General features: G+C 45.8%; 16 protein-coding genes. 9 read left to right on the plus strand and 7 right to left on the minus strand.

What is annotated here, in order from left to right:
- Nucleotides 1-208 precede the first annotated feature (208 nt).
- The 3 genes from ubiD (at nt 209) to J8M00_RS21485 (ending at nt 3,083) form a co-directional block, all read left to right on the plus strand.
- Entirely contained in the window at nt 209-1,684 is a 1,476-nt protein-coding gene (gene ubiD, locus J8M00_RS21475; protein ID WP_211012523.1) for a 4-hydroxy-3-polyprenylbenzoate decarboxylase, read from the plus strand.
- A 143-nt stretch (nt 1,685-1,827) separates the two neighbouring features.
- Nucleotides 1,828-2,541 carry an NAD(P)H-flavin reductase gene (fre, locus tag J8M00_RS21480; RefSeq protein ID WP_211012524.1) on the plus strand — a complete coding sequence of 238 codons (714 nt, stop codon included), beginning with the start codon at nt 1,828-1,830 and terminating at the stop codon, nt 2,539-2,541.
- Between the two features lie 131 nt (nt 2,542-2,672).
- Nucleotides 2,673-3,083: a CBS domain-containing protein gene (locus J8M00_RS21485; protein WP_211012525.1), complete on the plus strand. Its 411-nt coding sequence runs from the start codon at nt 2,673-2,675 to the stop codon at nt 3,081-3,083.
- A 13-nt stretch (nt 3,084-3,096) separates the two neighbouring features.
- On the opposite strand, the gene add is transcribed toward J8M00_RS21485, so the two are convergent.
- The 7 genes from add to cyaY all read right to left on the minus strand — a co-directional run bounded on the left by add (nt 3,097) and on the right by cyaY (nt 9,983).
- The gene (gene add, locus J8M00_RS21490) at nt 3,097-4,092 is read right to left on the minus strand and encodes an adenosine deaminase (RefSeq protein ID WP_211012526.1); all 996 of its coding nucleotides are present in this window, start codon (nt 4,090-4,092) and stop codon (nt 3,097-3,099) included.
- Nucleotides 4,093-4,262: 170 nt separating this feature from the next.
- A complete protein-coding gene (locus J8M00_RS21495) occupies nt 4,263-5,387 on the minus strand; it encodes a heme biosynthesis HemY N-terminal domain-containing protein (RefSeq protein WP_211012527.1) in 1,125 nt (374 codons plus the stop codon).
- The gene (locus J8M00_RS28635) at nt 5,384-7,204 is read right to left on the minus strand and encodes a uroporphyrinogen-III C-methyltransferase (RefSeq protein WP_211012528.1); all 1,821 of its coding nucleotides are present in this window, start codon (nt 7,202-7,204) and stop codon (nt 5,384-5,386) included. Before J8M00_RS28635 ends, J8M00_RS21495 begins: the two co-directional genes overlap by 4 nt.
- A gap of 1 nt (nt 7,205) precedes the next feature.
- Complete coding sequence (hemC, locus tag J8M00_RS21505) at nt 7,206-8,144, minus strand: hydroxymethylbilane synthase (RefSeq protein ID WP_211012529.1); 939 nt, start codon at nt 8,142-8,144, stop codon at nt 7,206-7,208.
- 18 nt (nt 8,145-8,162) lie between these two features.
- Nucleotides 8,163-8,993 (minus strand): DUF2914 domain-containing protein, encoded by an 831-nt coding sequence (locus J8M00_RS21510; RefSeq protein WP_211012530.1) that lies wholly within the window; start codon nt 8,991-8,993, stop codon nt 8,163-8,165.
- 16 nt (nt 8,994-9,009) lie between these two features.
- Nucleotides 9,010-9,663 carry an alpha/beta hydrolase gene (locus tag J8M00_RS21515; RefSeq protein ID WP_211012531.1) on the minus strand — a complete coding sequence of 218 codons (654 nt, stop codon included), beginning with the start codon at nt 9,661-9,663 and terminating at the stop codon, nt 9,010-9,012.
- Nucleotides 9,663-9,983: an iron donor protein CyaY gene (gene cyaY / locus J8M00_RS21520; RefSeq protein WP_023399056.1), complete on the minus strand. Its 321-nt coding sequence runs from the start codon at nt 9,981-9,983 to the stop codon at nt 9,663-9,665. The genes J8M00_RS21515 and cyaY overlap by 1 nt, the downstream gene beginning before the upstream one ends.
- 131 nt (nt 9,984-10,114) lie before the next feature.
- On the opposite strand from cyaY, the gene lptM reads away from it, so the two are divergent.
- The 6 genes from lptM (at nt 10,115) to J8M00_RS21550 (ending at nt 14,749) form a co-directional block, all read left to right on the plus strand.
- Nucleotides 10,115-10,294: an LPS translocon maturation chaperone LptM gene (lptM, locus tag J8M00_RS21525; RefSeq protein WP_211012532.1), complete on the plus strand. Its 180-nt coding sequence runs from the start codon at nt 10,115-10,117 to the stop codon at nt 10,292-10,294.
- On the plus strand, nt 10,295-11,551 hold the full coding sequence (lysA, locus tag J8M00_RS21530; RefSeq protein WP_211012533.1) for a diaminopimelate decarboxylase: 1,257 nt from the start codon (nt 10,295-10,297) through the stop codon (nt 11,549-11,551). It begins immediately after the preceding gene.
- A 47-nt stretch (nt 11,552-11,598) separates the two neighbouring features.
- Nucleotides 11,599-12,429: a diaminopimelate epimerase gene (dapF, locus tag J8M00_RS21535; protein WP_211012534.1), complete on the plus strand. Its 831-nt coding sequence runs from the start codon at nt 11,599-11,601 to the stop codon at nt 12,427-12,429.
- A complete protein-coding gene (locus tag J8M00_RS21540; RefSeq protein ID WP_211012535.1) occupies nt 12,426-13,052 on the plus strand; it encodes a DUF484 family protein in 627 nt (208 codons plus the stop codon). The genes dapF and J8M00_RS21540 overlap by 4 nt, the downstream gene beginning before the upstream one ends.
- On the plus strand, nt 13,049-13,969 hold the full coding sequence (locus J8M00_RS21545; protein ID WP_211012536.1) for a tyrosine recombinase XerC: 921 nt from the start codon (nt 13,049-13,051) through the stop codon (nt 13,967-13,969). Before J8M00_RS21540 ends, J8M00_RS21545 begins: the two co-directional genes overlap by 4 nt.
- A gap of 78 nt (nt 13,970-14,047) precedes the next feature.
- Entirely contained in the window at nt 14,048-14,749 is a 702-nt protein-coding gene (locus tag J8M00_RS21550; RefSeq protein ID WP_211012537.1) for an HAD-IA family hydrolase, read from the plus strand.
- The last annotated feature ends 113 nt before the right edge of the window (nt 14,750-14,862 follow it).

The following is a 14,862-nucleotide window of genomic DNA, read 5'->3' on the forward strand; positions in this document are numbered from 1 at the left end:
TGAAGAAAAATATGATCAGTGTTAAACCAATTACTTAATAATACTTAATAGAATGTAATGACCTAATTACAACAACAAACGTATGCTATCCGTTACAAATAAATTCACCTCGTGTGACATCAATGGGCTGTTTGAGTATGTGCTGGCTCGAGGGGAATTGATATACTCAGCCATACCGAGAAGCGTACTCACTGCGTAACAGGCAAAAATGAAATATAAAGACTTAAGAGAGTTTATCGAGTTGCTGGAAAAGCAAGGTGAACTCGTGCGTGTCAGCCAACCAATTTCCACCAAATTAGAAATGACAGAGATCGCCGATCGCACACTACGTGCTGGCGGCCCCGCTATTCTTTTTGAAAACCCAGAAGGGTTTGATATTCCCGTACTCGCAAATCTGTTCGGCACACCCAAACGTGTTGCCATGGGCATGGGCCAAACTGATGTCAGTGAATTGCGTGAAGTAGGCAAACTGCTGGCATTTTTAAAAGAGCCGGAGCCACCAAAAGGTATCAAAGAAGCTATCGGACAGATCCCTGTTTTCAAGCAGGTACTTAATATGCCTGCTAAAGAGGTTAAAAAAGCCCCTTGCCAGCAAGTTGTGCTCACTGGCGACCAAGTAGACCTTACCAAGCTGCCAATTCAGCACTGCTGGCCGGGTGACGCCGCACCACTCATTACTTGGGGACTGACAGTCACTAAAGGTCCGCATAAGAAGCGCCAGAACTTGGGTATTTATCGCCAACAATTGTTAGGCAAAAATAAGATCATCATGCGCTGGTTGTCACACCGTGGTGGTGCGCTTGATTTTCAAGAGTGGTGTAAAGAACACCCAGGCAAGCCTTACCCAGTATCTGTCGCATTGGGCGCGGATCCTGCGACCATATTGGGTGCGGTCACACCTGTACCTGATACCCTCAGCGAATATGCGTTCGCGGGTTTATTACGCGGTAGTAAGACAGAAGTCGTTAAATCAATTTCCAATGATCTTCAGGTTCCAGCCAGTGCTGAAATTGTCCTTGAAGGTTATATCGAGCAAGGTGAAATGGCACCTGAAGGACCATATGGCGATCATACAGGTTACTATAATGAAGTCGACGACTTCCCAGTTATGACGGTGACCCATATAACTCATCGCGAAAACCCTATTTATCACAGCACTTACACGGGTCGTCCACCCGATGAGCCTGCCATTTTGGGTGTGGCGCTGAACGAAGTCTTTGTGCCAATTTTACAAAAGCAATTCCCTGAAATTGTCGACTTTTACTTACCACCCGAAGGCTGCTCATATCGTATGGCAGTCGTGACGATGAAAAAACAATACCCAGGCCATGCCAAGCGCGTGATGATGGGTGTCTGGTCTTTCTTACGCCAATTCATGTATACCAAGTTTGTTATAGTGTGCGATGACGATGTAAACGCACGCGACTGGAATGATGTCATTTGGGCCATTACCACACGTATGGATCCCGCCAGAGACACCACCATGATAGAGAGCACGCCAATCGACTATTTAGACTTCGCGTCGCCCGTCTCAGGCTTAGGCTCTAAAATGGGCATGGATGCAACCAACAAATGGCCAGGTGAAACTGACCGAGAATGGGGTGTACCAATTGTGATGGACGACGAGGTGAAACGTAAGGTCGATGACATTTGGGATAGCCTCGGGATCATGGACAAGAAGTGATCTCGGTAATGCAGTGCGTACTATCTGGCTGTGATTGTTTACAAATTAGGTAAACAATCACCAAAAGCGATATATCAAAATCGCGAGCAAATATGTTACAGTGCGCATACTTTCGCCAAAGTGCTTAATAATTAAGGTTCGAAATGCAAACACTAAAAGCGCGTGTAGAGGCTATTTCCCCTCTCACTGAATTTGTTCATAAAGTGCTATTAAAGCCACAACATGATGCAGAATTTTCTGCGGGTCACTATTTACAGCTCGTGCTTGGCGAGAAAGACAAGCGTGCCTTCTCTATTGCCAGCAGCCCATCTAGAAAGCAAGAGCTTGAGCTACACATTGGCGCATCTGGCGCAGACTCTTATGCGATGCAAGCACTCGACCATCTAAGAGAAGCACATAGTAACGATGCCGATGTTGATTTAGAAGTTGGTTTAGGTGTGTCACAGGTTCGTCCAGAGCAATCGAGACCTTTAGTATTACTTGCTGGCGGTACTGGCTTTTCTTACGTTAAATCAATGGCTGACTACCTTGCAGAAATTAACTATGACCAACCGGTACTATTTTACTGGGGCGTAAAAGAAGAAGCTGCTTTATATGCAAAAGCAGAAATGGAAGCTTGGGCTGACGGCAAAACAAACTTCCAGTTCATCCCTGTGGTAGAGAATGCGTCTGACGATTGGACGGGTCATACTGGGTATGTACACCAAGCAGTAATGAAAGACATCGTATCACTAGAACCATACAGTGTTTATATGGCTGGTCGATTCGACATGATCGGTATTGTCCGCGATGACTTTATCAATCATGGTGCACAGCGCGACTTTATGTTTGCGGATGCCTTTGCATTTATCAAGTAATGCATTTTAATGCGCGGTTATCCAGCCGCGCATACCCATTGAAAAAACCAATTAAAGCGATATAAATAATCAATTTTAAAAATGGTTAAGGGTTGTCCATACTAGTTCTATCACTTAACAGGAGAGCTACCATGGCAAATCAATTTATCGCAGACATCATGTCGACCCAGTTTCCTACGATCACACCAGATACAGAAATTACCGAGGCTATTGAACAATTGCAAACCTTTGGTCTGTTTGGCGCACCCGTTCAAGATTTTCAAGGTAAATTGGTTGGGTTCATTTCAGAACAACAGCTTCTCGCACCGCTGCTACAAAGCAGTTATTTTTGCGACGGTGCAAACCAAGTTGCTCAACTGATGAGTACAGAAACGTTATCCGTTAAAAAAGAAATGACAGTGGTCGATTTAGCAGCGCAAATGCAGCAAAACAAACCCAAAATTTACCCAGTTGTTGAGGAAGGAAAAGTCATTGCTATTGTCACCCGCAGTCAGGTTATCAATGTACTTAAAGAAAACTACTTAAGCTGCTCAACGCATTGAGCAGCGCATTAGGTTAAGCGTATTTTTGTAATAATGCGTGTTTGTCAGCATCGCTCAAAAAGGCAATGTCGACCGCATTTCTCTGCGCTTGGACGATATCATCCGCGCTCAGTCCAGCCAGAGGCGCGGCTTTTTCGAACTCATTGTCTAACTCAACACCCTGCACAGCTGGGTCGTCCGTATTAATGGTTGCCAAAATACCATGATCTAAAAATTGCTTCAGTGGGTGAGTCTCAATGCTGGCCACTGTGCTCGTCTGTAAATTACTGGTTAAACAAGATTCAATACCAATGTGATTGTCGCGCAAATAATCCATCAGTTTCGGATCTTCAATGGCTTTTACACCGTGACCGATGCGAGTTGCACCTAATTCTTGGATGGCCTGCCAGATACTGCTTGCCCCCTCGGCTTCTCCGGCATGAATGGTTGCGCCTAGGTATGCATCGTGAACCTGTTTAAAGTGATCAATAAACAACTCACCAGGGAAGCCAAGTTCATCACCAGCTAAGTCAATGGCAACTAAATCGTTTTTAAAGGCTAGTAATGCGTCTAGCTCATATTGGCACTTTTCAACACCAAACGTACGAGACATGATGCCAATTAAATTGACTTTGATATCACGCCCGTTACTGGCCGACTTAATACCATCAACAACCGCTTCTACCACGCCTTGAGGATGCAAGTTATGGGTTTTTGCCATGTAATATGGACTGAATCGCAACTCAGTGTAATCCATATTTTGTGCAATTGCGTCTTCGACGTTTTCAACTGCAATACGACGACAAGCATCATAGTCACCCAGTACCTTAACACCCCAGTCCAACTTAGCCAAAAATGCCATCAGGTTTGGGGCATTGTCGAGTACTTGCACATGCGGCCTTAAGCCTTCAACATCGTGTGCAGGGAGCGCCATGTTAAACTTTTGACCAAGGTCTAAAATTGTTTCAGCACGCACATTACCGTCTAAGTGGCGGTGTAAATCAAGTAAAGGTAGTTTGGTATTGATCATAAGGCACTCGGTTTGCAGATAAAATTTTTCAGATCATACGCATCTTAAGTTTAGATACAAGGACAATTATCCGCAAAAATAAACTAACCAGACCTCTGACAAATAAACCACTCTGGTGCAACAAGCCACCGCTCAGAACACAAAAAAGCCAGCGATATCGCTGGCTTTTTCTAGCTTTGCTGATCACTCAGTAACAAATAAGCTTTTTCATATTGTCCGGTTTTTGCGAAAGCCAACTCTGCTTGGTGCTGCCACATAGCCTGCCAAGGTGTCTTTGAAAGCGTATCAAAAATTTGTGCCGCCAGCCCGTGATCTCCTTCACCATTGGCTAGACACGCCAAACAAAATAATAGCTCTGTTTGCTCCGGTTGCTTCTTAAGTTTACTTTGAACCAGTTTTCGCAGTTCAATGTCCGCACCGCCTAGATGCTGTAATATCTTTGCCAGTTCGTCCAGCTGATCCTTTTTGAGCAACTTAATCAGCTCTTTACGCACTGGCGCCAATTGACCTGTGCGCACACAGACCGCAATAAACGCCTTGTGACTAAGTAGCTTCAGTGCCCGAGGTAACTCACTTTGCAGTGATTGAATATCTTTATCCGTGTGTTGCGTAATGGCGTAAAAGTAGCCGCTAAAAAAGCTGTCCCACTGCTGCTCATTCCAATGCAGCTGTTTATGGCGCTGCACTATAGTCGACAGCAATGTATCCCAATCTTTGGCCTGTAACAGTGCACTGATATAAGCGTGTAGCTCTGTTGGGGAGGCTTTTTTCATTTGTGCTTGCGGTGTCAAACTTTCCAAAGCTTGTTCTTGTTGCTCTGCTGCAAGCCAAAGCTGACTAACTTTACTTTGAGCCGATTCGCTCAGTTGCTGCAAATACTCTCTCGCCACAACTTTTTGACCCGCATGCAGTGCCGCTTTTGCTTGAATAGCACATTGCTGATCACGCCACTTTTCTGGAAACTCTGCTTTTTGTAAGGCATAGCTTAAACTGTCGTCTTGGCCATTGATGAGCGCCCAAATGCTTTGTTCAAATGCCGCTTCTTGACGCGCTGCACGCTTGTTAGCACGGTGCTTTGAAAGTCCCCCAAAGACACGCCAAATAGCTTTGCCACTTTTAAACGCGATGACTAAAATAGCAAGGGACATTAACAATATAAAGATCAACGAAACCAAAGTGCTTTCTACTGTATAAACCCCCGCAGACACCAATACATAGCCTTTCTCATCAATCAGTAAATGCGCGCCGGCCATCACGATGAAAAACAAAGACACCACCAATAACCATCGGATCATTGCAACCACTCCTTCAATGCCTGAGGTGTGGAGATCTGTGGCACTTTTGTAACCGAATGCTCTGTGCGCTGTAATACCTGCAATCGTTCAAGCACCATGTCGCTCGTCGCGTCGCCACTTCGATAGTAACGCGCCAACGTATTTTTAGCACCGGTCAAAGCCAGATCGAAAATGCTGGCTTGCTGATCCAAAAAGGCAGTTTGTGCTTGTTGTAAATAGCTTCTTAGTTGCGCGCGGATCAACTGCTGCTCTTGTGCATCCAACAGCGGGTCGATCACAGGTTTATCATGCTGACGAATTGTCAAAAAATCAGCCTTAATTTTATTCCAGCTACGTATGATATTTGATTGCCAATCGCTGATGTCTTTACTCAGTTGCGCATCCTCTGAAGCGTTCGCTTTTGGCTTATCAATGGTTTTAAGCGGTAATTTATCTACTTGCGAAATCAGCCCTGCCAATTCCATGTATATGGCTTCAGTACTGGGCTTTGGTAATGCGCGTAACATCGCGATATCTTGATTGATGGCCAACTTCAAAGCATCCGTCGCCACCTCTTCTGCAATGGCACTCTCTAGGCGCTGAAGAACAATCACTGCGCCCAAGTAGTCGCGTTCACTGGCAACTTTAAACTCGGCGTAACGTGCTAGCGCACGCAGTTCTGAGCTGACCGCACCACCTACTTGTTGGCGGGCTTGAGAGAGCGTTTTCTGCAAACTTTGTTCGACTTTTTGTTGCTGCTTATTTAACTGCGCGGCCATGACTTGCTGCTGTGTTTGCCACTGCGCTTGCAAGTCATTGAGCGTTTTTTGGGTCGCAGTGAGCTGCGATGCCAACTGAGCATTTTGTGCGGCCAACTGCGTCAATTGCGCATCTTGTTTAACCGCTTGCTGTTGATTATAAACATATACGCCACCTGCGCCTGCCACTCCTGTCAAGGCGACCAGCAAGGCAAGCACAGCTGTTTTGCTCAACTTCGCTGTATTCTTAGTTGATTTTTTTTCCATCTGTTGCGGCTCATTAGATGGTATTGAAGCCGACGACTCTTGTTTTTCCGTCATTGCGCTGCCCTGTTGGGAAATTAAACCACAAATCGTCTGTGCTAAGGCCTCATTGCTTGCCCCTGCACTCACCACGATCTGCGTATCGGTTATTTTATACTGTATTTTTAGATGTTGCGCTGTCCGTTCACTGACTACCACAAATATGCGCGCTTGCAACCAATGCTGATGCGCGGCTTGTCGGCTGTTGAATATTGCGTCGACGGCAGCGTTACTCGTCACCACTATACCGTCAATTTTCGATGCCTGCCAGTGGTCTAACCAGTTTTCAGCTGTGTTGTGCTCAGTAACACGTTCATAAACATTACAGGTACTTAGAAGTGCACCACGCGCTTTGAGTGTTTTGGCAATATGCGTTCGACCACCTCGCCCTTTCACTATGACGATGCGCTGTGCCTCTATATCTTGTAACTCAGTCAGCGCCACCACTCCCTCTGAATCTTGGCGCGTTGGCGCAATTGCACTGCGCGATAAACACTGCTTGACCGCTTCAGCAGTTTGCGTACCCACAGCAAAAAGCTGACAGGTCGTGGCTAAAGAAAAACCATCAGCTTGTAATTGCTGCGCAAAGTTCTGCACTGCATCTTGTGAAATGAAAATAATGATGTCGGCATCGCAGGCATCGAGTAATTGCTGTGGTGTGGCCTGGACTGAATTGAGTTTCAGCACTGGTGTGCACAGCGCTGAAATATTTGATTTTGCCAACTCAGTGGCAAGTGCTTCCCCTTTTCCCTGCGGCCGAGTTATGGCAAATTTCACCTTAAGCGTCTCTGTAAACTTCCGCTAATATGCTGTCAGCACCTTGGCTTAGCAGCGCCTCTGCCAGCTGAGTGCCCAGAGCTTGTGCGTCGGCAACATCACCAGTCAATTCTGCCCGCAAAATTTTACTACCGTCAACCGCACCGACAAGTCCACGTAAATATAGCTGCTCGCCCTGTAGCTCCGCGTATGCGCCAATTGGCACCTGACACCCGCCTTCTAAGCGGCGATTCATGGCTCTTTCCGCTAGTACGCGCGCGCGTGTTGGCGCATGCTCAAGAGGTGCTAATAGCGCCTGAATTCGCGCATCATCACTGCGGCACTCAATCCCTACAGCACCTTGACCATTGGCTGGTAAGGAATCTTCAACAGCAACAAAACAGGCAATACGCTCGGCCATTTCTAATCGAATAAGCCCTGCTGCTGCAAGTATGATGGCGTCAAATTCACCAGCATCCAACTTCGCCAATCGCGTGTTAACATTACCACGTAAATCTTTGATCACCAGATCTGGACGGGCTTCGCGAATTTGGCACTGACGACGCAGGCTAGAAGTACCAACAACGGCACCAGCAGGCAACTCATTGATGTGCTTATATTGGTTTGAAACAAAAGCATCGCGCGGGTCTTCTCGTTCACAAATAGTATGCAGCTCTAACCCCGCAGGAAAATCTACAGGCACATCTTTCATCGAGTGCACTGCAATATCAGCTCGCCCTTCAAGCATCGCTTGTTCAAGTTCTTTGACAAATAACCCTTTGCCGCCAATTTTCGCCAAAGGGGTATCAAGGATCTTGTCGCCTTTGGTGGACATTGGTACCAATTCAACAGTTAAGTCTGGGTGAAAGTGCTCTAGCTGCGCCTTTACAAACTCTGCTTGCCAAAGTGCCAAAGCACTTTTGCGTGTTGCAATGCGTACGCTATTTTTAGTTTCTGTCATGTCTTGCCTTGTCGACCCCTAAGGAGCCTTTGCTAAAATTCGAAATGATTTTTGTGCCAACAATTGACCACTTTCAGTGATCACTTCAACTCGCCACTCTCCAGTTTGGCTCGGCATGATATTTTTGCTCGAGTAAGTGCGATATCTTGGTGTGCTGACTGGCAGAGAAATATCCGCCATTAGTTGGTCTTGATGAAACCATAAATGTTGCACTACCTGACCTTGCAGACCTTTGATCTCGGTAAAGAAAAATAGCTTTTCTTGAAATTTATTGGGTTCAACAAGATGCTTGAGTACATTGATAGGCTCACGGTTTTCAATACCCGATGTCAACACCGCACGGCTAATGTGACTGGTATCGACTTTGGCATTTAGCGCAATACTTGCCACATGAGCATCCGCTGCAAATTGTGTTTGTGAATTAGACACTTTTGGCTCATTGATAGGCGCAGGATTGCTCGGCTCTGGTTCGCTCGCCTGAGGTTCATCTGCAACTGGCTCAACCATACCCACTTCAGGTTCGGGCGTGTCTGTATCTGCCACCAAAGAGGTTGGTATGACCAAGCTCTCTGATTGCTCACTTGCCGATGTATCAACAGGTGTCAATATTGGCTGCTCGGCCTCATCACCTGATACAACCGCATTCGGTGCTAGCTGTAATTCAGTATCTGTTTCATCAGCATATACGGACGTGAACACACCATATGACAACGCAGTCACACCAAAACCCGCTACGCACAATGCCGTGAAAATACGCCGCCAATGATATTGATAACCCACGGTTTCAACTCGGCGTGGCTGTGACGTGGCATCTATCATTTTGGTTTTGATCACTATACGTTGAGTCATATGTATGTCCTGTTCACTATGACAAGCGTGAAATCAACCACGCTCGGATCGCTTTAAGTTCTTCAATGCACACTTGGTGCTCCATCGGGTAATCTTGCCAACTGACATCATACCCCTGCTCTACAAGCGCATTGTACGCAGTTTGTCCCGCTTGCATCGGCACCACTGGATCATGACTTCCGTGGGCCATAAATACGTTGAGTGCTGGCTGAATGGCTTCTGAGCCAAGCTTTTGTGGTGCACACATATACGTTGACAATGCCATCACACCTGCCAGTGTATCAGATAGGCGTGGCGCCAAATGTAAACTGATCACGCCCCCTTGCGAAAAACCAGCAAGAATGATTTTGTCTGCAGGTATTCCTGCTGCGATTTCTTGCTCAATTAATTGGGCGACAGCCGCTGCAGACTCACGAACACCGGCTTCATCTGCGCGGTTTTCAAGTTCCATACTTTTAATGTCATACCAAGCACGCATTTCCATGCCACCGTTGATCGTAACAGGTTGGATGGGGGCATGAGGAAAGACAAATCTGACGCCCAAAGATTCTGGTAAATCTAATTCCGGTGCGATTGGTAAAAAGCCATTGCCCGAGTCTCCTAACCCATGGAGCCAGATCACAGTCGCCTTGTGCTGCCCTTTTGCTGCATATTCTACAAATTCTAACATCAGTCGTGTTGCCACTCTATTTTTTGACCCGCTTGACGAGTAGCTGCATCAGCCATAAATTGCCAAAACTCAGCGCCCGAACGGTTATCTATCCATTTATCATCACGTAATTCAAAGTGATGGCCGTTAAATTTGGTTGCTACCCATACTTGATGCAATGGCGCTTGTTTGTTAATGATTATCTTAGATTGATCTGCAAAGATGATCTCTAAAATACCGGAAGCTGATTCATAATCTAAATCGGCATCGCAATCATCGATCTGTTCTTCGATAGTTAACATTAACGCTTCGGCTAATTGATGATACTCGTGATCTGTCATGACTAACTCCTTAAATACGGCTAAGCGAAGCCTTCTTTCCCAAAACAGGGAATAAATTTCAACCGCAAAAGCTGCTTTTTTCGCGAATTCTGTTACTCTGCGATTATAAAGGCACTGACATCATTAATCTAATGAAAGCGACATACACTCAATTTAGCTTACTTGCCCTAGCATTGACTAGCACCTTAACGTTAACAGCTTGCGGGCAACGTGGTCCACTGTATTTGCCTGAAGACGCGGATAAGAACCGCTCTTCAACATCACAGAAAAAAGCACCAGACAGCAAAAACACTGACGAAAAGGATAACTAAATGGACTTTTTCCAGTACAAAGACAATCAATTGTTTGCCGAACAAGTCGCTGTTAAAGATATTGCCGCGCAGTACGGGACACCTTGTTATGTCTATTCACGCAAAACCCTAGAGCGCCACTACCGTGCGTTTACAGATGCCGCTGCCAAACACAAACATTTGGTATGTTACGCAGTAAAAGCCAATAGTAATATCGCAGTCCTCAATGTGCTGGCCAAGATGGGCGCAGGGTTTGATATCGTGTCAAAAGGTGAACTAGCACGCGTATTAAAAGCCGGTGGCGATCCGAAAAAAGTGGTCTTCTCTGGTGTCGCAAAAACCCAAGATGAAATCACTTACGCACTTGAGCAAAATATCAAGTGCTTCAATGTCGAATCTAAAGCCGAGTTAGAACGGATTTCAGAAATTGCTGCATGCATGCAAGTGCAAGCGCCAGTGTCTATTCGTGTAAATCCTGATATTGATGCCAAAACCCATCCTTACATTTCAACTGGATTAAAGGAAAACAAATTTGGTATTGATATCAAACAAGCGTTTGACGTCTATCAACTTGCCTGTGCCCTACCCGGTATTCAAGTTGTCGGTGTGGACTTCCACATTGGCTCACAATTAACTGAGGTTGAGCCATTTTTAGCCGCCTTGGACAAGGTTCTTGCACTGATAGATACCTTGAAATCAGCGGGTATAGAACTCAAACATTTAGATATCGGCGGTGGATTAGGTGTACCTTACGATGGTGAAAAGCCGCCACATCCAAGCGCGTATGCCGCGCAGGTCATCGCTCGCCTTGAGTCTTACAGTAGCCTCGAATTAATCTTTGAACCTGGACGTGCCATTGCTGCTAATGCAGGTTTGTTAGTTACTAAAGTAGAGTATTTAAAACCGACCGCAGATAAGCACTTTGCTATTGTAGATGCGGGGATGAACGATATGTTACGCCCTTCACTGTATCAAGCTTGGCAGGAAATCATCGCCGTGACCCCAAGAAATGATGGCACACCGGAACACAACTACGATGTCGTTGGGCCTGTGTGTGAAACTGGAGATTTTATCGGTAAAGATCGCACACTGGCCATTTTACCAGGTGACTTACTTGCTCAACGCAGCGCGGGCGCTTATGGTTTTACCATGAGCTCAAACTATAACTCGCGTCCACGTGTGGCTGAAATAATGGTAGATGGTGATCGCGCACAAGTGATCAGAGCAAGAGAGACGCTTGAGTCTTTGTGGCAAGGCGAAACATTACTTTCAGAATAATAACAGCGATGATGCATCGCACTCAGCGGCTAGAATAGTAAGGTAATATGTTTGTAAATTTTTCAAAAATGCATGGCCTAGGAAATGACTTTGTCGTGATCGATAACGTCACACAAAACGTTTTCTTGTCACGTGATCAAATAAAAAAGCTCGCAGATCGACACTTTGGCATTGGATTCGACCAATTACTCCTTGTTGAACCGCCTTATTCCCCTGATTTAGATTTTCACTATCGTATTTTCAATGCCGATGGCACAGAGGTTGAGCAATGCGGTAACGGCGCTCGCTGCTTTGCCCGCTTTATACGCATGAAAGGGTTGACCAATAAACACAAAGTCAGTGTTTCAACCAAAGGTGGAGACATCACCCTCTACACCGAAAAAGACGGCCAAGTCACGGTTAATATGGGTACACCCCAGTTTGTACCTCAAGACATTCCCTTTAAAGCACAGCAAAGTGAGCTAACCTATGTACTTAGAGCACAGGAGCACACAATTTTTTGTGGAGTGGTCTCTATGGGCAACCCACACTGTGTAATTGAAGTTGATGATATTGATACTGCCGACGTAGATACCTTGGGTCCCATGATTGAACATCATGAACGCTTTCCAAAGCGCACCAATGTAGGCTTTATGCAGATCATTAACCGAGAACATATCAAGCTTCGTGTCTGGGAGCGCGGCGCTAACGAAACACTGGCATGTGGCAGTGGTGCGTGTGGTGCTGTTGTAGTTGGTATCAAACAAGGCAAACTAGCAGATACAGTACGCGTCGATTTGCCAGGAGGGACATTGCAAGTACGCTGGAATGGCGGAAACAAACCAGTCAAAATGACTGGGCCCGCTGAACATGTATTTGATGGACAGGTAGCAATATGAGCCATAACCAAGATCCTATGTCAGCCCATGATGTCATGGCATTTTTGCAGAAAAACCCCAACTTTTTGTTAGAGCACCCCTATCTGCTGCTTGATATGAATCTACATGTGCAGCACCATGGCGCGCCCAACCTTGCTTTAATGCAACAGCGCGTGCTGCGCGATGAAAATACTAAGCTCAAAAAGCAAATCGATTCTATGGTCGATTCAGCGCGCGAAAATGAACTGATTTTTAAGCTGTTCAGTGACTGTCAGCGCGCTCTGTGGTATTGCAATAACTTTCAAGAGTTAGCTGATATTTTGGCAGATACTTTGTCGCAATCTCCTAAGATTTCGGTCTGTCAACTCATCCCTTATGATGTGACACTGGAAGAGCTGGTGACCCGGCGATTCAACAAGCTCGCTCGCTACTTAGGACGATTAGACCTACAAGAACAGAAACTCTTGTTTAGCGGCTTTGCATGCCAGTCTGTGGCGCTTTATTTATTAGGCCCCAGTGACAAACCGACCGCCATTTTGGCTTTTGCCAGTGACTGTGCTGACCACTTTTCACCAGACAATGGAAACTTGTTCGTCAATGAACTGGTGTCATCGTTACAAATGAGGCTCAAGGAGCTGGCATGAGCGAGCACTCGCTCAGCGCAATTTGGCAAAAACCCATTGAGGAGTTTATGGCCTATCTGCGCTACGAAAAACAGTACTCACCTCATACATTGACACAGTACCAAACCCAATTGAGACTGGCTGCACAGTTTTTTTCGCCACACTGTCAGAGCTGGTTGAGTGTCAGTAGCGACTTGATCCGTCGCTTTTCAATGCATTTGCGTGCCAAGCAATACAACCCACGCAGCATCAATTTGAAGCTCAGTTGTATCCGCAGTTTATATAAATTTTTAAAAACCAAACAAGTAACTGGATATAATTTACATGATCCAGCCGCAGGTCAGAAAGGACCGAAGTTTCAAAAACCCCTACCTAAAAACCTTGATGTCGACCAGATGATGCAGCTTTTGGATATTGATGACGAAGATGCACTCGCTGTTCGTGACAAAGCCATGATGGAATTAATGTACTCTAGTGGCTTGCGGATCAGCGAACTGGTCAATACCAATGTTCAGGATATCCGAGAAGGTGAAATTCGCGTATTGGGTAAAGGTAGCAAAGAAAGGGTAGTGCCTGTAGGTAGTAAAGCCCTCGATGCCATTGCTGCTTGGTTACAGGTACGGCCATTATTTGCACTTGATGGTGAGATTGCGATGTTCGTCAGCAAACGTAAGACTCGTATTTCGACTCGCCATGTGCGCGCAAGAATGAAGGAGTGGGGCATAAAGCAAGGCATTAGTGCAAATGTGCACCCCCATAAATTACGCCACTCATTTGCCAGCCATCTGTTGGAGTCAAGTGGTGATCTACGCGGTATCCAAGAGATGCTCGGCCACAGCAGCCTATCTGCTACCCAAGTATATACGCATGTAGATTTTCAGCACCTAGCTAAGGTCTATGACCAATCTCACCCGCGTGCTAAGCAAAAGAAACCCTAACCTACCCACACCGCTGACTTCACCATAACAGGGCTTTGGCATACAATGAACTCATTGTTGCCCAAACTAAAGATCACAATGCGATTTAATCGAGCGATTTCTCCCATCAAAGTTTTGAGCTTTGACCTAGACGACACCCTTTATAACAACCACCCTATTATTTTGGGTGCCATTGGCGCTATGCAAACTTATTTACAATCTATCCCGCAGTGGGCTGCCCAAGAAGGCGACTATTGGCTGGCGTGTCGACAGTACATAGGTAACACACAGCCACACTTGCAAAGTGATGTCACGCAATGGAGGAAAGTTGCTCTAGAGTATGGCCTGTCGCAACTTGACCTAACACAAGAGGAAATTGAGCGACATACCCAGTTGGCATATCAAGCGTTTGCTGATGCTCGTAGCCAAATTACCGTCGCCACATCAGTTTTAACTCTATTGGATAAACTTGCACAAAAGTACACTTTGATCGCCATTACTAACGGCAATGTGGAAGTCGACAAATTCAATTTATCAGGGGTATTCGAGCGCGTGTATTTAGCAGGGCCAGATGGCCAAGCAAAGCCCGCTGAAGATCTGTTTAGACGCGCATGTCAGGATTTAAATGTACAGCCGCAGCAAATTTTGCACATAGGCGATAGTTTAGATACCGACGTACAAGGCGCCAACCTCGCAGGATGCCATAGCATCTGGTTAAACAACCAAGGTGTTAACTATAAATATCAAGGCCTTGCAGACATTGAAATCTGTGATATCCACCAGCTTAGTACACTGTGTTAGACACCAAACCCACGACTTAATTGGACTCGAGTTGCGTCCTTTTTGCGCACTGTCAATGCGCAATTAGTCTGCTAAAGTTGCATTCAATGTACAGATAACGTACTAATATTGGC

The sequence above is a fragment of the Pseudoalteromonas luteoviolacea genome (genome assembly GCF_018100925.1).
Taxonomy (GTDB): domain Bacteria; phylum Pseudomonadota; class Gammaproteobacteria; order Enterobacterales; family Alteromonadaceae; genus Pseudoalteromonas; species Pseudoalteromonas obscura.